Here is a 23,324-nt window from a genome sequence, read left to right on the forward strand (position 1 = left end):
GTGGGCTCGGAGATGTGTATAGGAGACAGGGGTAGCGGTGGGCTGGTAGGCTCGGGGCGCAGTCCCAACCCCCCTCGTTTGCGTGAAGGAAACACGCCATGAGCCAGCCCAGCGCCCCCAGCCCCCAACAAATAGACCTCAACCGAACCGCCGTGGAGATCGCCCCCGAGACCTTCTGGGTCGGGAAGCGCGAGCCCGGCGGCATCTTCTTTGCCAACCCGTACCTGCGCCGGTTTCGGGGCACGGACGCGCGGACGAAGAAACCCGCGGAGTTCAACCTCCTCATCGACCCCGGGTCGAGCAGCGATTTCTCCACCATCCACACCAAGGTGGTGTCGCTGATTGGCGGGATGGACCGGCTGTCCGCGCTCTTCATCAACCACCAGGACCCGGACGTGGGGTCCTCGGCGAACATCATCTCCGCGCGCTACTCACCGCGCGCGAGCATCCTGTGCTCCGAGGACACCTGGCGGCTCATCGTCCACTTCAACCTGCCGCGCAACCGCTTCATCCCGACGGAGAAGTTCTCGGCCGGGCTGAGCGTGCCCACGGGGCACAAGCTGTTGCCGGTGCCGTCGCCCTTCTGCCACTTCCGGGGCGCGGTGATGCTCTACGACCCGCAGACGCGGGTGCTCTTCACCGGGGACCTCTTCGGCGGCCTCACGGACAGCAAGGCCCAGGGCCTGTGGGCGGAAGAGTCCGACTGGACGGGCATCCGTGCGTTCCACCAGATCTACATGCCGGTGAACTCGGCGCTGGTGCGCGCGGTGGCGGCGATCCGGAAGCTCACGCCCGCGGTGGAGATGATCGCTCCGCAGCACGGCCGCATCATCCGGGGCAAGCTGGTGCACCAGTTCCTGGAGCGCATGGAGCGGCTGCAGGTGGGCCTGGACATCATCGACGAGGCGCAGGACCGCACGCACCTCCAGGCGTGGAACTCGGTCATCGACCGGGTGCTGAACCTGGCGCGCGGCTACCTGGGCGACTCCGTGGAGGCCAAGCTCACCGCGAGCGATCAGTTGTCGGACACGGCGAAGTTCAACGGCCAGCGGCTGGAGGTGAGCCGCATGGGCAAGTGGACGCTGGAGCACGTGGTGGAGGTGCTCTGCCAGGGGGAGCCCTCGGAGATCTCCGGCCCCATCATGGTGGAGGCCACCATCGCCGCCGCTGAGTACAACCTGCCCACGCCGCACCTGGACATCGAAGGCGCGGGTGCGCCGGCCCCTGTCTCGCTGCTGGAGTCGTGACGGGTGGAGCCCAAGGACCGAGACAGCGGAGGTTTGACCTACCTGGGCCCGGAGGCGCTGAACGCGCGTCCGGGCAACGCCATGGCCGACGACGGCCTGGGGCCGACGCTGCCGCAGGTGCGGACGCCCGTGTCTCCGGGCGGCACGTTGATCCAGGGGGCCGTGACGCCGCGTCCCCTGGCGCCCGCGAACCAGGGCCTCGTCCCCGGGCAGGTGGTGGCGGGGCGCTACCGGGTGGAGAAGTGGCTGGGCGTGGGCGGCACGTCGGCGGTGTACCAGGCGCTGGATTTGAAGAATCACCAGCGCGTGGCGCTCAAGGTGCTGGCGGTGCCGTACGCCGACGAGGCGATGGTGACGCGCTTCCGCCAGGAGGCGGAGCATGCCCGCGCCCTGGAGCACGTGAACATCCTGCACGTCTTCGACGTGGGCTCGGATGGAGACAGGCACTACCTGACGGTGGAGCTGCTGGAGGGCAGGGACCTGCGGCAGGTGATGCTGGAAGGGCGCCCGACGTTGGCCAATGCCTTGCGGTGGCTGACGCACGCCACGGTGGCGCTGGAGCACGCGCACGCGCACGGCGTGCTGCACCGGGATGTGAAGCCGGGGAACCTCTTCATCACGCGCATGGGGGTGCTGAAGCTGATGGACTTCGGGCTCGCCAAGAGCGCGCATGTGATGGGCAACACGGCCCAGGGCGCGACGCTGGGGACGCCGGAGTACATGGCACCGGAGCAGGTGACAGGAGCGCAGGTGTCACCGGCCACGGACCTGTATGCCCTGGGCGTGGTGGCATACGAGCTGCTCACCGGGCAGCTGCCGTTCCGTCACGCGCAGCCCGTGCCGCTGATGCTGATGCACGTGCAGGAGACGCCGGTGCCGCCGAGGAAGAAGCGTCCAGAGCTGCCGGAAGCTTTCGAGCAGGTCGTCCTCAAGCTGATGCGGAAGCGGTCGGAGGAGCGTTACGCCAGTGCAACAGTGCTGCGCGCTGAACTGGCGAAGCTGTGGCCGCTGGCACTCCAGTCCGCCGTGCCACGTCGCTAACCGAGCTCGAAGAGGGCATGGAGCAACGGGGCGGCCAGGGCCCCCATGACAATGCTTGCGACCCCTACTGCGTTCCAGGTGTTGAAAGGGCGCGTCTCCTGAATGGCCTCCAGCCAGAACGTGGCGTCCGCCTTGTCGTCGGACATCAACGTCTGGTGAATGGCCCGTGTCTTGAGGTGGTTCCAGTGCCGGCCGACCTCCAGCAACGGCAGGGAGACCGCCCCCCAGGTCAGTATCGTGAGCACGTGGAACACGAATGCCGACAAGATGTACCGGCCATCGTGGAGAACGCTGATGCTGCGCCAATAGAAGAGGAAGAGGGTGAGGGAGAAAGCCCCCAGGAGCGCGGAAACCGACTGCCAGTGCAGGAAGACGCCGTGCACCTGCTCGATGCGGGCGGGGCTCAGGAGTTCCTTGCGCGGGTCCGGAACCGAAACCGGGAGCGCATTCCGTAGGTCATGCAGGTGGGCCCGCCATTGCCCCCATATCGTGGCGACCAGGATCATCAGTCCCAGGACCTCAAGCTCTTGATAGAAGAACGACGGAGGGTCGATGTCCAACTGGGTGAAGGCGTAGACGCTTCGCTCCTCGCCCCTGGACGGGAAGGCCCTGACCCAGGCCGGCAGTTCGAGGAGGACATACAAGCCCGCGCCCGTGAGGACAGGCTCCAAGAAGCGCCGGACGCCTGACGGAGCTGCTCCGCGCGGCTTGAGGATGACCGAGATTCCCAGCAGACAACTGTAGAGCATCGGCCAATAGAACGTGTTCAGGGCACTGTTGGCGAAGGCATTGACGGAGTAGGGGACGCGCGTGGACAGGTCCGCCACGAGGGTGTTCCGGAGTTCGATGACCCGATCGATGTCCTGCCGCACCTCGCCGTCCGTGGACGAAAGCAGGAGCTGATTCAGGGCGCCAACTCGGGTCTGTATGTCGTGTCTGAGCTGCAGGGTGCTGGTCTGCTTGGCGTTGAATCGTGCTTCGAGCTTCTTCTCCAGATCCTTTTCGTAGAAGACGCCTCGCGACCAGGCAATCCCGCCCGGAATCACGGCCGTGCAGAGGATGACGGCGGCGAACATCAAGGCCGCGGCCTTTACACCTGGAAGGGCGGGAGCCAGTCCTGCGGTCGCGGATGGAACGAGGTGCGCCGATGCAATCAGTGGGGACTGAGTGGGGCTGGGCTGCTTCGCCACTCCTGCTCTTGAACGGGCCATGTGTCCCCCTCCGGTCAATGACTCTCAGATGTCGATGATTCAACGGATGGGCATGGCTTCGCAAGGGGGTTCCAGGGCAGCAAGAAGCCATGCACAAGCGCGGCTGGAGTAGGGTATGGATGGACCTCGTCGTCCATCCCAGGGGCCCGCCATGACTGTCAAATTCAACCACACGATCATCCACGCGAAGGATCAGGTCGCGTCCGCGCGATTCCTCGCGGAGCTGCTCGGACTGCCCGAGCCCACGCGCTTCGGGCATTTCCACGTGGTGAAGCTGACGGATGGGGCGTCGCTCGACTACATGACCACCCAGGACGCCATCTCCGCCCAGCACTACGCGTTCCTGGTGACGGAGGAGGTCTTCGATTCGCTGATCGCGAAGATCCGCGACCGGAAGATCCAGCACTGGGCGGATCCATTCGGCCGGCAGGAGAACCAGATCAACACCCATGACGGAGGCCGTGGGGTCTACTTCCAGGACCCCAGCGGCCACTACATGGAAGCCATCACCGTGCCCTACGGCGGGTGGTGACACTTCGATGTCTGGGATTGAGGTTCGACACGAATCGGTGACGGCTCTCCCCGTGTCGACTTCGAGTAGAGTCCTGAAGCATGGGAGCAGCGTCGAACCCTCCGGAAGGAAAGAACGCGCTACTGCGTGGCCTTCCTTCCATTGAGCAACTCCTCCGGCGACCGTCGCTGGAGTCCCGGCTCGCGAACCTTCCTCATGCTCGCGCGGTCGCGGCACTACGGCTTGCTGTCGAACGCGTGCGCTCCCGGCTCCTCGCCGGGGACCTGCGGCCCTTCGAGGACGCGGACGTGGAGGTGGCGCTTGCGTCCCTCGCCACGCCAAACCTGCGGCCGGTGATCAACGCCACCGGCGTCGTGCTCCATACGAACCTCGGCCGCGCGCCTCTCGCGCCCGAAGCCGTGGAGCGCGTCGTCGCCGTCGCTCGGGGCTACTCCAACCTCGAATACGACCTGGACGAAGGCGAACGCGGCAGCCGCTACGCCCCGCTCATCGGCCACCTGCGCACGCTCACGGGCGCGGAGGACGCCATCGTCGTCAACAACTGCGCGGGCGCCGTGCTGCTCATCCTCGCCGCGCTCGCCTCCGGCCGTGAGTGCATCGTCTCTCGCGGCGAGCTCGTCGAAATCGGCGGTGGCTTCCGCATCCCGGACGTCATGCGCCAGTCCGGCGCGAAGCTCGTGGAGGTCGGCACCACCAACCGCACCCGCCGCGCGGACTACGCCAACGCCCTGGGCCCGGACACCGGCCTCATCGTGAAGGTCCACCGCTCCAACTTCGCGCTCGTTGGCTTCACGGAAGAGGCGTCCCTCGCGGAACTCACGGAGCTGGGCCGCTCGCGTGGGGTGCCCGTGTTCCAGGACCTGGGCTCCGGCGCGCTCGTGCCCCTGTCCGGCCCCGGCCTCACCCCGGAGCCCACCGTGGGCCAGGCCATCCGCGATGGCGCGGACGTCGTCGCCTTCTCCGGCGACAAGCTGCTGGGCGGACCCCAGGCAGGCGTCATCGTTGGCCGCGCGGACCTGCTCCAGCGCATCAAATCCCACCCGCTCACACGCGCGCTGCGTGTCGACAAGATGACGGTCGCGGCCCTGGAGGCGACGCTGGAGCTGTACCGGGATGGCCGCCCGGACGCGGTCCCCACCCAAAGCCTGCTCACCCAGCAGCCAGCTTTGTTGCAGTCCCGTGCCGAACGCCTGGCGGCCCTGCTCGCGGCGCGCGGCGTCGTGGGCAAGGTCGTGTCCGTGGATGGACAGGTGGGTGGAGGTGCCATGCCCCTGGCCCGGTTGCCTTCCTACGCTTGCAGCCTCACCGTAGAAGCGCCGAAAGTATTCCTGGATCGTCTGCGCGAAGGCGAGGTGCCGGTTATTGGCAGGATTGCGGATGACGAGGTCGTTCTCGACGTCCGGTGTCTCTCTGAGGAGGACCTGGGGCAGGTCGCGCAGGCTGTGGCGGCCGCCCAATCGGGAAGCCAGCCATGATCAACAGCGCCGTGCTCGTTTTAAACCGGTACTACCAACCGGTTCACGTGACGTCGGTCAAACGGGCTTTTTCCCTGCTGTATCAGGGCGTCGCCAAAGCCATCGACGAGCAGTACCGCCTGTATGAGTTCGAGGACTGGGCCGCCCTCAGCGCCACCCAGGACAGCATCACCACCATCGACCGCACCATCCGCGTGCCACGCGTGCTCGTGCTCGGCGCGTATGACCACCTGCCGCGCGCCAAGGTGCGCTTCTCGCGCCTCAACATCTACGCGCGCGACAACGACACCTGCCAGTACTGCGCGAAGCAGTTGCCCCGCAGCGAACTCAACCTGGACCACGTCAACCCGCGCACCCAGGGGGGCAAGACGACGTGGGAGAACGTGGTGTGCTCCTGCGTCCCCTGCAACCTGAAGAAGGGCGGACGCACGCCCGAGCAGGCCGGCATGCGGCTGCTCAAGAAGCCCGTGCGCCCGCGCTGGACGCCGCTGTTCCGCGGCGCCATCCGCAAGGTCACCTACCGCGAGTGGCTGCCGTTCCTGCACCTCGCGGACGTGTCGTACTGGAACGTCGAGCTGCTCGACGAGTGACAGCGAACGGTTCCCCGGCCGCCTGCTCCCCGAGCCTCCTGGCGACGGGGGGCCGGCACCGGGGCCGGCCGTGAAATGGCGGGGTGTCGACTCGGGCAGTAGGACGGGCTTTGATGCGAGCCTTCGTGAAGCCCGCCCCCCTGCCTCCATCCGCTCCCGCTTCGCTTGCTGGCTCCTCGCCGCGTGCGGCCAATGACGTGTCGTCCGCCGGGCCCACGGGCCTCGCGCGGCGCGCCCGCTCGCGGCGGATCATCGCGGTGGGCGGCGGCAAGGGCGGCATCGGCAAGTCGATGGTGTCCGCGAACCTGGGCGTCGCGCTCGCGCAGGCCGGCCACAAGGTGCTGCTCGTGGACGCGGACCTGGGCGGCGCCAACCTGCACACGTGCCTGGGCGTGGGCCCTCCGGAGTCCACGCTGTCGGACTTCCTCCGGCGAGGGAAGGCCAACCTCGAAGAGGTGATGGTCTCCACCGGCGTGCCCGGGCTGTCGCTGATCGCCGGCGCGCAGGACTCGCTGGACGCGGCGAACCTCAAGTACGCGCAGAAGCAGAAGCTCCTGCGCACGCTGCTGTCGCAGACGACGGCGGACTACCTCATCCTGGACCTGGGCGCGGGCACCAGCTTCAACACGCTCGACTTCTTCCTCATCGCGGATCACGGCCTGCTCGTCGTGCTGCCGGAGCCCACCTCCGTGGAGAACGCGTACCGCTTCGTCAAGGCGGCCTTCTTCCGCAAGCTCCAGCAGACGGAGGCGCGCTACGGCATCCAGGACCTCGTCGACGGCGCGCTGTCCACCCGCGAGGGCGGCCTGCGGACCCTGCACGACGTCGTCGATCAGGTGCGGCGCAAGGCCCCTTCGGACGCGGAGCGGCTGGAGCGCGAGCTGGCGGCGTTCCGCGTGCACCTCGTCGTGAACCAGGCGCGCACGGACGCGGACGAGAAGGTGGGCGCCGCGATGGTGTCCGCGTGGAAGAAGTTCTTCGGCATCGACATGGATGACCTGGGCGCCCTCCGCTACGACGACGAGGCGTGGCGCGCGGTGCGCAAGCGCAAGCCGGTGCTCCTCGAGCGGCCCGACTCGCCCGTTGCCCAGGGCCTCCAGCGCATCGCCGCGCGTCTCCTGACGCTCGACGGCCCTTCCCCCGAGTCCGCCATCCCATGAAGCCCTTCGCGCAGCAGACCTACTACGAGCTCCTGGAGGTGCCGCCCACGGCCTCCGACGCGGAGATCCGCGCGGCCCACGAGCGCCTGATGGAGTTGTACTCACCGGATTCCATCGCGGTGTACGCGCTGGGGGATCCGGACCAGGTGGACGCGCTGCGTGAACGGATGAACGAAGCGATGGAGATGCTTACCGACGCGGACCTGCGCGTCGAGTATGACCGCTCCATCGGACTGTCCACGGAGCGGCTCGCGAAGGCGGCCGCGACGGCGGATGCCGCGGACAAGGTGGACTCGGCCGCGCGGGTCGCGGAGGCCCTGGCCACCGCCGCCGCGGCGCTGGCGAAGGCCGCGGGTGCGGTGGACGCCGAACGGTTGGAGGCGGAGTCGCGACTGAAGGCCGCGGCGTCCGTGAGCGACACGGAAGGGGAGGCGCCGAGCGCGAGCGAGCCCCCTGGAATGAGCGAGGAGCGGATGCGCGGTGAGGAGTCGAAGCGTCAGGAAGCCTCGGGGAAGGACGCTCCAGGCGTGCCCCCCGAGCCGGTGATGGTGGGGGGCGTGACGGTGGTGGAGGCCTTCCGTGCCTCGTTCACCCGGAGCCTGTCGTTCGTCTACGTCCCCACGAGTCCGCTGCGCGGGCAGGGCAGGGGAGCCGCCGAAGCTCCGGCGCCCGCCCTGGACGCGAAGCCGTCCGCATCCGAGGGCGCGACGCCCGCCGTGGCACCGAAGGCCGTTGAGGCCGAGGCGTCCAGCACGTCCGCTCCCGAAGCGCCCCCGGCTGCCGCGCACGCGGCCGGCGCTACCGCTTCGGATCCCGGCGGCACCCCTGCCGCGACACCCGCGCAGGACGTGGCCGCGCAGGCCCCCGCTCACGCCACGCCGGAGCGCACGGAAGCCGCATCCCCGGCGCCGTCGGCCCCCGCGGAGAGCGAGCCCGGATCCACGATGGCCGCTGACGGATCCGCCGTCGCCTCGGGTGGTTCCGCGGTGGTCGCCGACGGATCCGCCACGGCGTCGGAGCCTGTGGAGGCTGCCCCGGCGCCTTCCGTCCCCAGCCCTGCGGCCTCCGAGGACGCCCAGGCTCCCGCCGTCGAGGTCTCTCCGGAGGCACCGGTCAGCGCGGCGACGTCACCCGCGGAGCCCGGATCCGTGACCACGAGCCCCGCGCCGGACGCCTCCAGCGCGGCGGCGGTGACGACCACCCAGGGCGAGTCGGATCCGAACCCCGCCCCGGGCGCCCCGACCCCGGGCGCCAGCACCACCGCGCTGGCCCGGACCCCGGCCAGCGGAGCCGCCCGCGGCGCCGTGCGGCCCCTGACGTCGCGCCCTATCGACTCGCGTTCTGCCGCCAACAACCCCACGGGGCCGGGCACCGTGAAGGGCCCCACGGTCCGCAAGCTCGGGGAGGCCCAGGTGCTGGCGCAGGACTCCGCCATCGCGACCGCCGAGTCCGCGCTGGCCCAGGTGGCCGCCAAGGTCCGCGAGGCCCGCCCCCGGGGCGTGGACATCCCCGCCGACGCCGAGTTCAACGGCGAACTGCTCCGCCGAGTCCGCGAGGCCCGCGGCCTGTCCATCCAGCAGCTCGCCGACCGCACCCGCATCTCCGTGCGTCACCTGGAGAACGTGGAGGCGGACCGCTACACCGCGCTGCCCACCACCGTGTACCTGCGCGGCATCCTCATGAACCTCGCCCGCGAGCTGGGCCTGGACCCCCTGCGCGTGTCCAAGAGCTACCTGGCGCTGTTCTCCGAGAAACCCGCCAAGTCGGGCCGTTGACCCGGAGGCGGCCGGGCACCCTCCCATGCGACGGGAAAAGTTGACTCGCACGGGGTGGGTGCCTAAGTAGTGGCACGATGACGGAAGAGGAAAAGGTCAAGGCGATGCGACTCGCTCGCGCGATCGCCTCCGATATCTCGCTCTACAACGAGCAGAAGATCATCAAGGGCATCGAGCAGGACAACCTTTTCGAGGTCCTCAAGGAGGAACTGGAAGAGGGGCGCGCGCTCTACAAGAGCCGCGTGAGCGCGGAGATCAGCACCCAGGCGAACTTCTTCGAGCGCGCCATCAACGACATCGTGCTGCGCTCCAAGGCGCACGTGAAGTCGAAGATCTGGTAGCGCCCTCCGCCGTGGCCTCACCCGACACGCGCGAGCACCGCGCCCTCCCGGAAGCCCGGGGCGAGCGGCTGGATGCGTACCTCGCCCGCGCGTTCCCGGACCTCACCCGCTCCCGCCTCCAGGGCCTCATCGCCGACGGCCACGTGCTGTCCGACGGCAAGCCCGGCAAGGCCGCGCAGCGTCTGCGCGGGGGGGAGCTGCTGTCGCTCCACGTCCCCGCGCCCGTCGCCGCGATTCCCCAGGCCGAAGCACTGCCCGTGTCCGTGCTGCACGAGGACCGGGACCTCGTCGTCGTGGACAAGGCCGCCGGCATGGTGGTGCACCCGGGCGCGGGGCACGCCTCCGGCACGCTGGTCAACGCGCTCCTGCACCGCGTGAAGGACCTGGCGGGCGTCGGCGGCGAGCTGCGCCCCGGCATCGTCCACCGGCTGGACAAGGACACCACCGGCTGCCTCGTCGTCGCCAAGCACGAGCAGGCCCTGGTGGCGCTCCAGAAGGCCTTCAAGACGCGCGAGGTCCAGAAGACGTACCTGGCCCTGGTGCACGGCGTGCCGCCCGCGGAAGGGCGCATCGAGACGCTCTACGGCCGCCACCCCATCCACCGACAGAAGTTCACCGGCAAGGTGAAGGAGGGCAAGCCCGCCATCACCCTGTTCCGCGTGCGCGAGGCCTTCGACGGCGCCGCGCTGGTGGAGGTGGACCTGCTCACCGGCCGCACGCATCAGATCCGCGTCCACCTGGCGGAAGCCGGGCACCCGCTGCTCTGCGATGCGCTCTACGGCGCCGGCCGCAAGGCGAAGGGCGCGGTGGCGGAAGCCCAGGAGGCGCTGGGCCGCCAGGCGCTGCACGCGTGGCGCCTGGCCTTCGAACACCCGCGCACCCACAAGCCGCTGGACCTGGAAGCCCCCCTGCCGGAGGACTTCACGAAGGCGCTCGAGCTGCTGCGTGCGGCGAGCACTCCCGCGGGCCCGCCCACGAAGGCGAAGCCCGCTTCGAAGAAGCCGGCGGCGAAGGCTACAGGCCGGAAACGCTGAGCTGCTGCTGACGGCGGGAGAGGACCTTGATGGGCTGGATCGCCATCACCCGCATGAAGACGGCCAGGAGCTCCGGGTCGAACTTCTGGCGCATCTCCGTCCACATCAGCATCAGCGCCACCTCCGGGCCGTACGCGTCCCGGTAGGGCCTGCGGGAGGTGAGCGCGTCGTACGCGTCGCAGATGGCGATGATCTTCGCGTACACCCCCAGGTTCGTCTTGGGGATGATCATCTGGATGTTGCCGCGCGCGTCGCGCACCGCCGTGCCGTAGTCCGTCTTGTGCTCGAACGTCGTCACCACGCGCAGGAGCGTGGAGCGGCTGAAGCCCTTCTCCATCAGGATGTTGCGCACGCTGATGAGCGGCGCGCGCGCCACGGCCGTCTTTTCATCCGCGGTGAGCGCCCCGCGCTTGGTGGACAGCTCCTCCGGCAGCGTCGTCATGCCCGCGTCGTGGAAGAGGGCGATGTAGCCCAGGTCACGCAGCTGCGGCTTCGTGAGGCCCAGCTCCGCGCCGAACACGATGCACATCAGCGCCACGTTCACCTGGTGGTAGACGAGGTAGTCCTCCTCGCGCTTCTGCGTCGTCATGCCCAGGAAGTGGGTGCGCTGATCGTAGGAGATGTCCACGAAGTCCTGCACCAGGCGCAGCGCCCGCGAGGAGCCGATGGGCTTCCCCGCGCGCACGGACTCCAGGTACTTCTGCAGGAAGAACACGGCACGCGCGTACACGGTCATCGCGTACTTCTTGCGGTCGACCTTCTGGTCGCCCGGCGTGTCCATGTCCTTGTTCATCTTCTCCTTGAGCTTGGAGAACTTCGCCACGCGCATGTTGAGGAGCTTGCGCCCCTGCAGGCCGTCCTCCTCCGCGGTGGAGGACTGCTCCTTGCTGAAGATCCAGACGAAGTTCTTCAGCTCCTGCGTGGTGACGGGCTTGGTCAGCGTGATGCCGCCCACGTCCTTGGCGCGCATCTCCGCCAGCAGGTAGCGCTGGTTCTCGATGGAGTTCAGGTCCACCTTCACCAGCATCCCGTTCAGGTAGTACGAGTCCTTGACGCCCGTCAGCTCCAGCCGGCCTTCCTTGCCGATGATCTGGTTGATGATGTCCTGGAGCTGGTGCAGCGGCTTCTCGAAGACGGCGTTCTCCGGGTCGTACATCTTCACGGAGCGCACGAGCATGTAGAGGCCCGCGAGCATGGAGCGCGACAGGTTCTGGAGCTTCTCGTTGTGCTCCCGCCCGTACTCCCCCAGGTTCTCGTCCTGGGTCTGATTGATCTTCAGGTTGTCGGCCATGGTGTCAGCTCGCCTCTTCCGGAAGCGCCGAGTCCCCGAACAGGGCCTTGCGCGTCTGGTACATCGCCTTGCGTGCCGCGGTGAGGACTTCCAGGGGCTGCGCCTTGTCCTCCACCACGGCCTGCAACATCTTGTAGGACTGGATGGAGCCCGCGCCGCCCAGGCCGGTGACGGCCAGCAGCTTGTCCTCCATCACCCGCCGCTTGTTGAGCAGTGACGGCTTCACCGTCAGCAGCTGCTGCATCATCGACAGCGCGGCGGGCAGGTTGGTGGCCCCGATGGCCGCGTAGACGGCGGCCTTCTCGTCGGACGTCTTCTTGTCCCAGGCGGGGTCGCGCACCAGCCGCACCAGGTCCGTGAAGGCCTTCTCGCGGTCGAACTCCGGCAGCAGCTTCGCGGCCAGCATGCGCACCTGGGAGACGCTGTCGGTGAGCGCGTCGTGGATGATGCGCCGGGCCTCCGCCGTGCGGCCCCGCCCGATGATCTGCATGACCTCCAGCTTCACCACCAGGTTGGGGCTCTTCATCACCTGGCCGAACATCTTCACCCGCTCCGGGTGGTTGCTCTTCTCCAGGATGTAGACCATGTCGCGCACCGTCTGCGGCCGGTCCGACAGCAGGCGCGCCACGAACGGCTCCGGCAGGTCGCGCGCGAAGGTGGCCAGCACGTCGCTCAGCAGGACGCGGTTCTCCGGCAGCTCGATGGTCTCCAGCACGCTGAGCAGGGGCAGCACGGAGTCCACGCCCAGCGCCTGCAGGTAGCGCGTCACGTCCTGCGGCTGCCGCGTGCGCGTCGTCTTGAGCGACTCGCCCAGCCGCGTGAGGCGCTGCTCCTCGCCCATCTTGTGCAGGAAGTTGTTGAGCAGGCGCCCCAGGTCCTCGCCGCCCTCGCGCTGGGAGAGCGCGCGCAGCTTGAGGACGATCTGGTTCACCGTGGCGAAGTCGTCCTGGAGCAGGAGCATGTCCAGCAGCTGCAGGAAGATCTCCTCCAGCAGCACCGCGTCATCCACGCCACCTTCCACCACCTGGAACACCGCGCCCACCAGCTTCGGGAACAGGCGCGCGTTCTCCTCCTCGGTGATTTCGCGCTGGATGCGGGCCTTCAGGTCATCCGTGGCGTGGCGGCCCCCCACGACGAGGCCGCGGATCTGCTCCACGCCGTCCAGCTTCGCGTCCAGGTCCTCCGCGGACACGCGCGCGAAGCGCAGGAAGTCATCCGAGTTCGTCTGGAGGCGGGAGTAGAGGTAGCCCACCACCTTGTCCACCTCCACCTGGACCTCGTCCTCGCTTGCCCCCTCCATGGAGAAGCCTTCCACCACCACGTACTCCACCTGCTGCATGCCCGCGCGCCACAGCTGCGCGAGCACGTCGTCCGCGCCGCGCTCCGGCTCCGACAGCGCGATGAGCGTGAGCGTGACGAGCTCCTCCAGGGGCAGCCCCGGCCGGAAGATGAGCTGGCGGATGCCGTCGCGGAAGAACTTGTAGGGGAGCGGCGACTCCTCGGAGAAGAGCGCCTCGCCGTACAGCATGAAGTTCTGCTGCTCCACCTTCAGCGAGAGCGGCCCGTACTTCTCCGTGTACGAGGAGATGGCCTCCTGCGCCTTGGAGAGGAACTCCGGGAAGCGCGCCTCGTTGTGGCGGTACATGCCAATCTGCTTGATGCCCTTGAGCAGGTGGAACGCGAACGTCTTCGCCAGCTCCACCTTCTCGCGAACCTCCGGCGACTGCTCCGGCTCGGCGTTCGCGTCCGTGACTTTCTGGGGCTGTGCCATGAAACCTGGAAGAATCCGGATGGGGCGGAAGGCCCCGCTGGGGGAACCCCGAGTGTACTCCTGTCTCCCGTCGGCTCCCAATCCGAGAAACGCCCAGAATCCAGAGGGTTGAAGTGACATCTGGGCAACAGCGGGCGGACTGGCGGTGAATCCCGGGTGTGTTAGGCAGGGGGCCCCTTTTGCGTCCGGAGTTCCCGTCCATGAAGCGACTGGCCGCGTCCGCCCTGGTCCTGGCGTCCCTCACGGGGTGCTTCCGCATGAGCGTGCGCAGCCCGGCGCCGCGCGACGGCGCACCGGAGGCCCAGACAGGGGCGAGCTTCGTGGCGGGGCTGACGACGTCCAACGTGGCCGCGGCGGAGTGCCGGCATGGCCTGTCGCGCGTGGACGTGTACTGGCCGTGGTGGAGCCCGTTCGTCTACGCCTTCACCTTCGGCATCGTGACGCCGCTGCGCGCGGAGTACGTCTGCGCGAAGGGAGGGGCGGACTCCGGCGACGGCGACACGGAGGTGCCGCCGTCGGTGCCCGGGCTGTAACGCGGCCTCCCCGCCTGGGAACGAAGCGGGGAGGGCGCTGGCCAGCCGTCAGTGCGACGGCGGCGGGGCTTCCGCGCCGCTCTGGCCCTTGAGGGCGGAGCGGAAGAGGACCGCGGTGAGGACGACGAAGAACGCCAGGCCCCAGACGTTGGACCACGTCGGGTGCGCCAGCTCGCTCTCGCCCACGGCGTTGAGGAACGCGCCCACCGCGTTCTCGTGCCCGAAGACGGCGGGCAGGTTGATGGCGCGCGTCCAGGCGCCGTCGCTGGCGATTTCGAGGAACGCGATGAGCACGCCCGCGATGGAGCCGCCCGCGATGTAGCCGGAGGACATCAGCGTGCCGGGGGAGAACTCGGACTCCGCCGCGCTGCCTCCGCGCAGCTTGTCCACGAAGTGGCGCACCATGCCGCCCACGAAGATGGGGGCGGTGCTGCTGATGGGCAGGTACACGCCCACCGCGAAGGGCAGCGCGGACACGCCGCACAGCTCCAGCATCAGCGCGATGAAGACGCCCAGCAGCACCAGGTCCCACGGCAGCCGCTGCGTGAGGATGCCGTCGATGATGAGCGCGAACAGCTGCGCCTTGGGCGCGGAGTAGCGGGTGAGCGTCTGGCCCTCGTACTCGCTGATGCGGCCGCCGATGCCCGGGTCCACCACGTACTGGATGGTGCCCTGGTCATCCACCAGGTAGCGGCCGGCGGGCACGGGCGTGTCCGCGCCGCGCACGAAGCCTTCCTTGTAGACGCGGTCCGGACCGGCGGTGATGAGCCCCGCGTCCGACAGCTTCAGCGACGGGCCGTTGGCCGGCGACAGCGTGAGGTTGGAGAGCGCCTGGGCCTCCATGGGGCGCCAGCTGCGCAGCTCCAGCGCGCCGTCCGCCGGCACCACGTCCAGGCGCTCCGCCCACAGCGAGCGCTTGAGCTGCGCGGGCGTCATGCCGCGCTGGGTGAGCGCGTCCTGCGACACCGCCCAGCGGTAGGTGTGCTGGGTGCGCGTCTCCTGCGTCAGCTCCGTCACCTGCACGCCCGGGTGCGCTTCCGGGATGACCGTCGTGGCGCCCTGGTTGAGCAGCACCAGCACCAGGCCGATGAACATGGCGCTGGTGAGCACGCCGACGAAGAGGGCGATCTGCTGCTTCTTGGGCGTGCCGCCCACGAGGAACGCCGTCTTCAAGTCCTGCGCGGTGGTACCGCCGTTGGACGCGGCGATGCCCACGATGGCCGCCGTGGTGAGCGCCATGAAGCGGTCCGGCGACGACGTCCAGCCGAACAGCAGGTACACGAGGCAGGTGACGAGCAGCGTGGCCACCACCATGCCGGAGATGGGGTTGGACGAGGAGCCGATTTCACCCGTGATGCGCGCGCTCACCGTCACGAAGAAGAAGCCGAAGACGACGATGAGGATGGCGGAGATGAAGTTCACGTGCAGCGGCGGCGCCAGCCAGATGGCGAGGATGAGCAGCGCGCTGCCCACCAGCACTACCGTGATGGGCAGGTCCTGATCCGTGCGCAGCACCGTGGGCAGGGGGCCCTGCGTGCGCGACTGGCGCAGCGTCTCCACGCTGCGCTTGAAGGCGCCCACGATGGTGGGCATGGAGCGGATGAGGCTGATGAGGCCGCCCGTCGCCACCGCGCCCGCGCCGATGTAGAGCACGTACGCGTTGCGGATCTGATCCGGCGACATGTCCTTGATGAGCATCCCGTTGTGCACCAGCAGGGGCGTCTCCATGCCGCTGCCGAAGAAGGAGATCATCGGGATGAGGATGAGGTAGCTGAGCACGCCGCCCGCGAAGGTGATGCCCGCCACGCGAGGCCCGATGATGTAGCCCACGCCGAGCAGCTCCGGGGACACCTCCGTGGAGAACACCGCGGCCTTGAGCCCCTTGATGGGCGCGCTGATGGCCTCCTTGAAGAGCTTCATCCCGGAGTAGGCGAACTTGTAGACGCCGCCGATGATGAAACCCAGGATGACCGTGCGCGCGTTGGTGCCGCCCTGCTCCCCGACGATGAGCACGTCCGCGCTGGCGGTGCCCTCCGGGTAGGTCAGCTTGCCGTGCTCCTGGACGATGAGGCCCTGGCGCAGGGGAATCATCATCAGCACGCCCAGCACGCCGCCCAGCGCGGCGGTGAGGAACGCGTGCGTGAGGCTGATGTCGTAGCCCAGGATGAGCAGCGCGGGCAGCGCCGCCGCCACGCCGAACGCGAGCGACTCACCCGCGGAGCCCGTCGTCTGGACGATGGTGTTCTCCAGGATGCTGGAGCGCCCCAGGGCCCGGAAGATGGCGATGGAGAGCACCGCCACCGGGATGGACGCGGACACCGTGAGACCGACCTTGATGGCCAGGTACACGGACGACGCCGCGAACACGATGCCCAGCACCGACCCGAGCACCAGGCCGCGGATGGTCAGCTCCGCGGGCGACTGCTCCGGGGAGACGTAGGGCTTGTGCGGGGCGCCATGCGCCTCCGCGAGGGGAACGCGATCATCGACGACCGGCGGGGAACCATGGGCCAAGCAGGCACTCCTGACAGGAAATCAGGGGGCCTGTTGTAGCAGGGTCTCCGCCGGGGCGCGAAAACTGCCCCTTCAGCCCTGGGCGGCGAGCGTCTCCGGATCCACCTCCGCCATGAGGGCGGCCAGCTCCGACTTGAGCTTGTCCTTGGCGCGGATCTCCAGCTGGCGGGCGCGCTCGCGGGAGAAGCCGAAGTGCTCGCCCAGCTCCTTGAGCGTCATGGGGCGCTCGTTCATCACGCGCTGCTCGATGATGAAGCGCTCGCGAGGGTCCAGGCGCATGAGGGCGGTGCGGACGCGATTGTTGATGAGGCCCGCCTCCTCCTTGTCCGCGAACTCGTCGTCCTGGGGCGCCGCGGCGCTCACCACGAAGTCCACGTGGCTGTTGCCGCCGTCCTCGCCCATGGGCGCGTCCAGGGACAAATCCCGGCCGCCCATGCGCTGCTCCATCTCCCGCACTTCACCGGGCTTCACATGGAGCTTGCGGGCAATCTCATCCACGTTCACCACGGCCTCTCCGCTGCCCAGCTTCTCCAGCTCGCGGCGCGTGCGCGCCAGACTGAAGAACAGCTTGCGCTGCGCCTGCGTGGTCCCAAGCTTCACCAGGGACCAGCTCTTCAGGATGTAGTTCTGGATGTACGCGCGGATCCACCACACCGCGTACGAGATGAGGCGGATGCCCTTGTCCGGATCGAACTTCTGCACGGCCTTCATCAGGCCGATATTCCCCTCCTGGATGAGGTCCGACATCTTGATGCCGTAGGAGCGGTACTCGTAGGAGACCTTCACCACGAAGCGCAGGTTGCTGGTCACCAGCCGGTGACCCGCGGCCAGGTCTCCCTTGATGAACCGGCGCGCCAGCTCCTGCTCCTCCTCCACCTTCAGGAGCGAGTACTGGTTGATCTCCGAGAGGTACATCGCGAGGGAGCCGGAGTTGGACGACTGCTCGGTCGAAGCCTGCATGGATGGATTCTCCAAATCGGGCCTCCTGCCGCGGCGGAGGCGCTTGAAAGGTGCTCTGGGTTCAAGTCCTACAACTTGACGTGTCTGCCCTGAGCAACCGGGATGCCAACCGGGGTTGGATGTATTCGCGTGTGTCTCCGGGGGGTTGGAAGACGCAGACCCGCGCCTCCTGGAAACGGTCTGTAACGGTTACCCGTGGCCGAGGGGAAATCCGGGGGTCTGGGAGGGGAGAAAATGCACGGCTCACGGCCCTCGAGCGCACGTCGCGACGGCTTTCGCGAAGGCGGGTTCGCTCAAAGGCTTAATGACGACGCAAGCCGACAGTGGCGACATTTCTCCACCTCGGCTGGGCGTTCCTGGGGAGGGCGGGCGACCGGCGACGGAAGCGGGCTTCCGTCCGGAGGGCACTTCTCTTCCGCTCAGGATGCGCGGGCGGTAGGGCCTGCCTGTCCGGCCGGCTTCGCGGCGCGGCGGGCGGCTTCGGCGTCCAGCGCGCGGCGCAAGGTGGCGAGCAGGTGCTCGGCCTCTCCCTCGCGCAAGGCCCTGCCGCCGAAGCGGGCCTCCAGGTAGCGGCGGGTGAGGGGCGTCAGCGCCAGCGCCAGCGGATGGCCTTCGCGCGCCAGGCGCGTGGTCAGGTCCTCCAGCGTCTCGTGGTCGAAGCGCGGCACGTGCGCGCGCTGGAGCACCGCGTCCACCCGGTCGAGGAAGCGCGTGGCCTCCAGCGCGGGGGCGCGGCCCGTCCAGCGGGAGACGAAGCGGGCCGCGCGCCAGACGACGAAGGCCACCACGGCGGCCGTCACCCACGCGCGCGGTGGGGGCAGGCGGCTGGGGCCTTCGTTCGCGGGGGCCCCGGCCGGGCGGCGCGGCGGGCGGACCAGGGCGCTCGCCAGCTCGAACTGGTCGCGGAAGGAGTAGTCGACGACGGAGTTGCGCCAGCGCGCCTCCACCGCTTCATAGGCGGCGAGCAGCTTCTCCAGCAGCACGGAGCCCTGGCTCGTGCGATTCGACGGCGGCGTCGCGTCCACGGTGACGAAGCCCCGCCCCGGCACGAGCACGTGCGTCCAGGCGTGCGCGTCCCCCGCGCGAACCAGGTAGCCGCCGTCCACGCGCGTGCCGCCGTAGAAGCCCGTGGCCAGCCGCGCCGCGATGCCCTGCGTGCGCAGCATCAGCGTGAGCGCGGTGGCGAAGTGCTCGCAGTGCCCCGCCTTGCGCACGAAGAGGAAGTCCGCCAGCGGATCCTCCGGGGTGCCTCCCTGCTCCAGCGTGTATGCGTAGTCCCTCTGCAGGAACGCCACGAGCTTGCGCGCCGCGGCCAGCGGCTCCTTCTCTCCCTGGAGCACCTGCGTTGCGAGCCGTGCCACGCGTGGATCCAGGTGCTCCGGCACCGCCAGGAGCTGGTCGCGCTCCGCCTGGACCATGCCGGTGGACATGCCCGTCTTCGCGTCCGGAGGCAGGCTGTAGGCCTCGTAGGTGTACGAGGGCGCGGTCACGGTGAAGCGCACCTCGCCGCCGCCCTGGAGCTGCACGGTGGTGCTCCGGGTGCCGGTGGGCGTGTGGGCCATGGCATTGCCCAGCCGCGAGGGCATCTCCAGGGCAATCAGCGTGCGGGCGCCGTACGCGGGCAGCAGCTCGATGCGCTGGTGCAGGAGCGTGTCGCTGGCGGGGCGCAGGGTGATCTGCCGCTCGGTCTGCTGCGCGCCGACGACGTTCGTCCACTCCATGCCGTCGAAGGTGTCGTAGGTGCGGCCCACCCAGTAGGCGTCCAGCGCGTCGCGCTGGGGATCCGGCGTGAGCGTGGCGCGCAGCACCACGCGCGGGTTGCCCTTGATGGTGCCCGCGCCGCCCAGCCGCACGGTGTTGGAGTAGCCCGCGCTGCTCACCGCGCCCAGGCCCGGCGCCGAGCGAGGCCCCACCATGGCCCAGTTGAGGCGCGGGAAGAGGACGAAGAAGGCCACCGCGCCGGCCACCGCGAACGTCAGGCCCGCGGACAGCGGCCGCATCACCGCGCGCACCGGCACGGGCTCGCCGTCCGGCACCGCCGCCTCCACCACGCCCAGCGCCAGCGACAGGCTGGCCAGCACTCCGAAGGCGATGAGGCACAGCGCGTACGTCATGTCGCCCGACAGCGCCGCGCCACCGGCCACCATCAGCAGGCCCGTCAGGTGCGTCTGGCCCTCCGCCGCGGCGTCCGGCGTGGACATCATCCGCTGCGCGGCGATGAGGCCCGCGAAGGAGCACGCGGCCACCACCGCGTTCATCGCGCCGGACGTCAGCTGGAGGCCCAGGAGCACCGCCGCCACCAGCAGCCCCAGCGCGGACAGGCGCGAGTGGCGCGCGACGAGCCGCACATCGCACAGCGCCAGCACCAGCGCCCCCAGGAAGATGCCCAGCGCCCACAAGGGGAGCTGCCCGGACACGGCCATCGCGCCGAAGGCGGAGCCCGCCGCCAGGTCGCGCAGGACGAGCCGCAGCCTCAGCGGGCGCTTCACGCGGCCTCCCGGGAGTCCGCCCCAGTGTCCGCGTCCTCGAAGCCCTCCCACGCGAGCGCCTGGAGGATGCGGCGCTCCTGCGAGGCCCCCGCCGCCGGCCGCAGTGTGCGCTCCGGGAGCTGGAGGCCCACCTCGTGCCCCGCGTCCAGGAGCTGGTGCGCCTGGGCGGCGACCTCCTCGCAGCGGCGCTCCAGCGCATCCCCCGTGAGGCCCGTCTCCAGCGCGAGCTTCCAGATGCGGCGCTCCTCGCGCTCGCGCTCCACCTTCAGCAGGCGTCCCGCCGCGGCGCTCTTCAGCCAGTGGATGCGGCGCGCGTCCTCGTTCGCGGCAAGCTCGCGCAGGCCCGCGACGTCACCGGTGCCGTCCTGGTGGCGCGGGCTGCCCGCCTCTCCGCGCGGGCCCTTCTCCGCGGGCCCGGGCTCCTTGCAGGCGTAGCCCCGGCGCGGGTACACGAGCAGCGTTCCATCCAGGGAGAACACGCGCGTCTTGGCGAACAGGCCCAGGGGCCACGTCGTGGTGACGCGCACGCCGGACAGGCGCACGGGGCCCCGGTGGGGGGCGGCCAGGTCCGCCCGGACGATGTGCTCCTTGCCGGCGGGCAGGTGGCCCAGCTTCCCGGTGCCGGTGAGCGGGGAGAGGTCCTCGGAGAACGTCAGCGCGAAGCCGTGGCCCGCCTTGCGCGACACGGCCCAGCGGTAGGCGAAGGGCTCGCGCGCGAAGGCCGCGTCCGCGCCCACCCGGCGCACCGTCAGGTCGCGCAGGCAGCGCTCCGACAGCACGCCGGACACCACCACCATGCTGAGCAGCAGGCCCAGCAGCAGGTAGAGCAGGTTGTTGCCCGTGTTGAGCGCGCCCAGCCCCACGCCGAACGTCACCACCAGGTACGTGCGGCCCGTCTTCGTCACCGACAGCGTGCGCGGCGGACGGAGGAAGGCGCGCAGCCGCGCCTTGAAGGACGAGCGGGCGGGGGCCTTCACCGGGGCGCCGCCACCTTGCGGGCGATCTCCTCCACCAGGTGCGCCGCCTCGTCCCGCGCGGACACGCCCTGCACGGCGCTCCGCAAGAGCACGCGGTGCGCCCAGCAGGGCACCAGCATGGCGCGCACGTCGCCGGGGGTGACGAAGTCGCGCCCCTCCCACAGGGCCTGGGCCCGGGCCGCGGACCCCAGCGCCAGCACCGCGCGCGTGGAGGCGCCGCGCTCCAGGTCGCCGTGCTCGCGCGTGGCCCGCGCCAGCCGCACCACGTACTCCGCCACCGCCGCGTCCAGCTTCACGTCCTGGACGAAGTCGCGCAGCGACGCCAGCTCCTCCGGCCCCGTCACCGCCTCCACCGACGGCAGCGGGGACGCCGCGCCGCGCGTGGTGAGCAGGCGCGCCTCCACGTCCGGCGACGGGTGGCCCAGCGACAGGCGCACGAGGAAGCGATCCAGCTGCGAGTCCGGCAGCGGATAGGTGCCGGAGAAGTCCACCGGGTTCTGGGTGGCCACGACGGTGAAGGGTGAGGGCAGGGGATGCGTCTCACCGTCCAGCGACACCTGGCCCTGTGCCATGCCCTCCAGGAGCGCGGACTGGGTGCGCGGCGGCGCGCGGTTGAGCTCGTCCGCCAGCACCAGCTGCCGGAACAGCGGCCCGGGCCGGAAGGAGAAGGTGGCCGTCTGCGCGTGGAACACCTGCGCGCCCAGGATGTCCGCCGGCAGCAGGTCCGCGGTGAACTGGATGCGGGAGAAGGACAGGGCGCACGCGCGGGCCAACGCCTCCGCCAGCGTCGTCTTGCCCACACCGGGCATGTCCTCCAGGAGCAGGTGCCCGCCGGCCACCACGCAGGTGACGACGCGCCGCACCTCCTCGGGCTTGCCCTGCACGGCGCGGCCAAGCTGGGCGGCGAGCCGCTCCATCACCGCGCGCGCGGAAGCAGGGGAGGGAACTGGACCGAGGACGCGGGCGGGCTGGGTCATCCTGGGCGCGGACTGTAGCCCAGGCGACCGCAAGCAGGCACCCCTCCAGGCCGCCCGTGTTCCACGCCGGATGCCCGCTTGCCCTGGAGGCGCGGACCCCTTCTTCCGGGGATGCACGGGGCCCGGAGGGCCCTACCCGTGACTCAGACGGAGAGGATGTCTTCGGGCGTGTAGTACGCCCGGTGCGTCGACGGCGAGGACAGCACACCGAAGTAGCGGAACATCCGCTCGTGGTGCGTGGCCAGCCCGCGCAGCTGCACGGCGCTGTCCTTCAGGCCGTGAGTCAGGACGCCCACCGCGCTGTCCTTGAACTCACGCAGGTGCGCGAAGTCCAGGACCACCTCGCTCTGGCCCAGCGCCTGGAGCGAGTTGCGCAGCTCCTGGGCCGTGCGGCCGTCCAGCGTTCCTTCCAGGCGCAGCGTGATCCGACCCGCCGCCTCCTGCTCCTGATGAATCTGCAGCCCCGTCATGTTGAGCGCTCCCGCCAAGGTGTGCACGTGTGTGCCGCCTGCGATGGTGAATGGCGGCTGAGACACGTTCCGGACCTCTGGAAGGTCCGGGGGGGCCCCACGCGTCGTGGGGGTGCACAGCCGGAGCCGAACACTGCACCTTTCCGAAAGATTCGGTCAGTGGCGGGCTTGCAACTTCGGTCGGAGTGTTGGCGACCGGGCGGAGCGCATGTCTCGCATCGGTCAACCCTTGCGGTCGGTTGTCGTCTGCTCGGCACGCAGGCTGATGGCGCGCTCCTGCTGGGCCTTCAGCTTGCGGAATTCCTTCACGACCTTGGCGGGGTAGCCGGCCATGAACTTCACCCGGTTCTCCTTCTTGGCCAGGATGCGCTTGGCCAGCCCCGGACCCGCGTTGTAGGCGACGAGCGCGCCCTCCACGGTGCCGAAGCGGCTGATCAGGTCCGCCAGGTAGGCCGTGCCCAGGTTCACGTTCGTCTCGAAGTCGAAGAGGTTGGTGTGGCGGCCCAGCTTGTAGCCGGACTTCTCCGCCAGGTACTTGCCCGTGTCCGGCATCACCTGCATGAGGCCCATGGCGCCCACCCCGGACACCGCGTAGTTGTTGAAGGAGGACTCGCAGCGGATCAGCGCCACCACCAGCAGCGGATCCAGGTTGTTGCGCTCCGCCTCGCGGACGATGGAGACCGCCAGCCGGCGCTGCTGCCGCTCGGGGAGCCCGGAGGCGCGCACGGCCTCGGCCACGCCCATCTGCTCCGCGCGGAGGTAGTCCGCCTCATCCTCGTACTGCTGCAGACGGGCCAGGGCCGCCTTGAGCTGTGCGTCCTTCTCCGCCAGCTGCGCCCTCAGGGCCGCGACGTCCGGCGCTTCACCCTGCGCACCCACCGGCACCTGCACCGGGAAAGCCATCGCGTTCGTCCCCACCCTGTCTCTTATACACAT

The 23,324-nt window shown here is 69.5% G+C and carries 20 protein-coding genes; 10 read left to right on the forward strand and 10 right to left on the reverse strand.

Annotated features, from left to right (window positions below):
- Positions 1-98: 98 nt before the first annotated feature.
- Entirely contained in the window at positions 99-1,247 is a 1,149-nt protein-coding gene (locus D7W79_RS16615) for an oxygen-binding di-iron domain-containing protein (protein WP_120526355.1), read from the forward strand.
- A gap of 3 nt (positions 1,248-1,250) precedes the next feature.
- A complete protein-coding gene (locus D7W79_RS16620; RefSeq protein ID WP_120526356.1) occupies positions 1,251-2,288 on the forward strand; it encodes a serine/threonine-protein kinase in 1,038 nt (345 codons plus the stop codon).
- Here the strand turns inward: D7W79_RS16620 and D7W79_RS16625 are convergent.
- Complete coding sequence (locus D7W79_RS16625; protein ID WP_147441945.1) at positions 2,285-3,364, reverse strand: hypothetical protein; 1,080 nt, start codon at positions 3,362-3,364, stop codon at positions 2,285-2,287. The two genes, D7W79_RS16620 and D7W79_RS16625, sit on opposite strands and share 4 nt — an antisense overlap.
- A 286-nt stretch (positions 3,365-3,650) precedes the next feature.
- Between D7W79_RS16625 and D7W79_RS16630 the strand changes: the two genes are divergently transcribed.
- From D7W79_RS16630 to D7W79_RS16660, 7 genes are all read left to right on the forward strand, one after another.
- Complete coding sequence (locus tag D7W79_RS16630; protein ID WP_120526358.1) at positions 3,651-4,031, forward strand: VOC family protein; 381 nt, start codon at positions 3,651-3,653, stop codon at positions 4,029-4,031.
- Positions 4,032-4,111: 80 nt separating this feature from the next.
- A complete protein-coding gene (gene selA, locus D7W79_RS16635; protein WP_120526359.1) occupies positions 4,112-5,506 on the forward strand; it encodes an L-seryl-tRNA(Sec) selenium transferase in 1,395 nt (464 codons plus the stop codon).
- Complete coding sequence (locus D7W79_RS16640; protein ID WP_120526360.1) at positions 5,503-6,096, forward strand: HNH endonuclease; 594 nt, start codon at positions 5,503-5,505, stop codon at positions 6,094-6,096. Before selA ends, D7W79_RS16640 begins: the two co-directional genes overlap by 4 nt.
- A gap of 113 nt (positions 6,097-6,209) precedes the next feature.
- Positions 6,210-7,256 (forward strand): MinD/ParA family ATP-binding protein, encoded by a 1,047-nt coding sequence (locus tag D7W79_RS16645; protein ID WP_216627351.1) that lies wholly within the window; start codon positions 6,210-6,212, stop codon positions 7,254-7,256.
- Positions 7,253-9,031, forward strand: a complete 1,779-nt coding sequence (locus tag D7W79_RS16650) for a helix-turn-helix domain-containing protein (RefSeq protein ID WP_120526361.1) — start codon at positions 7,253-7,255, stop codon at positions 9,029-9,031. Before D7W79_RS16645 ends, D7W79_RS16650 begins: the two co-directional genes overlap by 4 nt.
- 77 nt (positions 9,032-9,108) lie before the next feature.
- Complete coding sequence (locus D7W79_RS16655; RefSeq protein WP_120526362.1) at positions 9,109-9,372, forward strand: hypothetical protein; 264 nt, start codon at positions 9,109-9,111, stop codon at positions 9,370-9,372.
- Between the two features lie 11 nt (positions 9,373-9,383).
- A complete protein-coding gene (locus D7W79_RS16660) occupies positions 9,384-10,406 on the forward strand; it encodes an RluA family pseudouridine synthase (RefSeq protein ID WP_120526363.1) in 1,023 nt (340 codons plus the stop codon).
- On the opposite strand, the gene D7W79_RS16665 is transcribed toward D7W79_RS16660, so the two are convergent.
- Together D7W79_RS16665 and D7W79_RS16670 are read right to left on the reverse strand one after the other, a co-directional pair.
- A complete protein-coding gene (locus D7W79_RS16665; RefSeq protein ID WP_120526364.1) occupies positions 10,387-11,697 on the reverse strand; it encodes an HD-GYP domain-containing protein in 1,311 nt (436 codons plus the stop codon). The genes D7W79_RS16660 and D7W79_RS16665 overlap by 20 nt on opposite strands.
- A 4-nt stretch (positions 11,698-11,701) precedes the next feature.
- Positions 11,702-13,468 (reverse strand): HEAT repeat domain-containing protein, encoded by a 1,767-nt coding sequence (locus D7W79_RS16670; protein ID WP_120526365.1) that lies wholly within the window; start codon positions 13,466-13,468, stop codon positions 11,702-11,704.
- Positions 13,469-13,668: 200 nt separating this feature from the next.
- Between D7W79_RS16670 and D7W79_RS16675 the strand changes: the two genes are divergently transcribed.
- Complete coding sequence (locus tag D7W79_RS16675) at positions 13,669-14,001, forward strand: hypothetical protein (RefSeq protein ID WP_120526373.1); 333 nt, start codon at positions 13,669-13,671, stop codon at positions 13,999-14,001.
- A gap of 48 nt (positions 14,002-14,049) precedes the next feature.
- On the opposite strand, the gene D7W79_RS16680 is transcribed toward D7W79_RS16675, so the two are convergent.
- The 7 genes from D7W79_RS16680 to D7W79_RS16710 form a co-directional block, all read right to left on the reverse strand.
- A complete protein-coding gene (locus D7W79_RS16680) occupies positions 14,050-16,515 on the reverse strand; it encodes an OPT family oligopeptide transporter (RefSeq protein WP_120526366.1) in 2,466 nt (821 codons plus the stop codon).
- 72 nt (positions 16,516-16,587) lie between these two features.
- Positions 16,588-17,475 (reverse strand): RNA polymerase factor sigma-32, encoded by an 888-nt coding sequence (locus D7W79_RS16685; protein ID WP_014396039.1) that lies wholly within the window; start codon positions 17,473-17,475, stop codon positions 16,588-16,590.
- A gap of 419 nt (positions 17,476-17,894) precedes the next feature.
- Positions 17,895-19,964, reverse strand: a complete 2,070-nt coding sequence (locus tag D7W79_RS16690) for a transglutaminase TgpA family protein (protein ID WP_120526367.1) — start codon at positions 19,962-19,964, stop codon at positions 17,895-17,897.
- The gene (locus D7W79_RS16695) at positions 19,961-20,941 is read right to left on the reverse strand and encodes a DUF58 domain-containing protein (RefSeq protein WP_120526368.1); all 981 of its coding nucleotides are present in this window, start codon (positions 20,939-20,941) and stop codon (positions 19,961-19,963) included. The genes D7W79_RS16690 and D7W79_RS16695 overlap by 4 nt, the downstream gene beginning before the upstream one ends.
- Complete coding sequence (locus D7W79_RS16700; RefSeq protein ID WP_120526369.1) at positions 20,938-21,918, reverse strand: AAA family ATPase; 981 nt, start codon at positions 21,916-21,918, stop codon at positions 20,938-20,940. Before D7W79_RS16700 ends, D7W79_RS16695 begins: the two co-directional genes overlap by 4 nt.
- 143 nt (positions 21,919-22,061) lie before the next feature.
- Complete coding sequence (locus D7W79_RS16705; RefSeq protein ID WP_244221808.1) at positions 22,062-22,415, reverse strand: STAS domain-containing protein; 354 nt, start codon at positions 22,413-22,415, stop codon at positions 22,062-22,064.
- 195 nt (positions 22,416-22,610) lie between these two features.
- Positions 22,611-23,324: a lytic transglycosylase domain-containing protein gene (locus D7W79_RS16710; protein WP_120526371.1), complete on the reverse strand. Its 714-nt coding sequence runs from the start codon at positions 23,322-23,324 to the stop codon at positions 22,611-22,613.

It is taken from the genome of Corallococcus exercitus, assembly GCF_003611585.1.
Classification (GTDB): domain Bacteria; phylum Myxococcota; class Myxococcia; order Myxococcales; family Myxococcaceae; genus Corallococcus; species Corallococcus exercitus.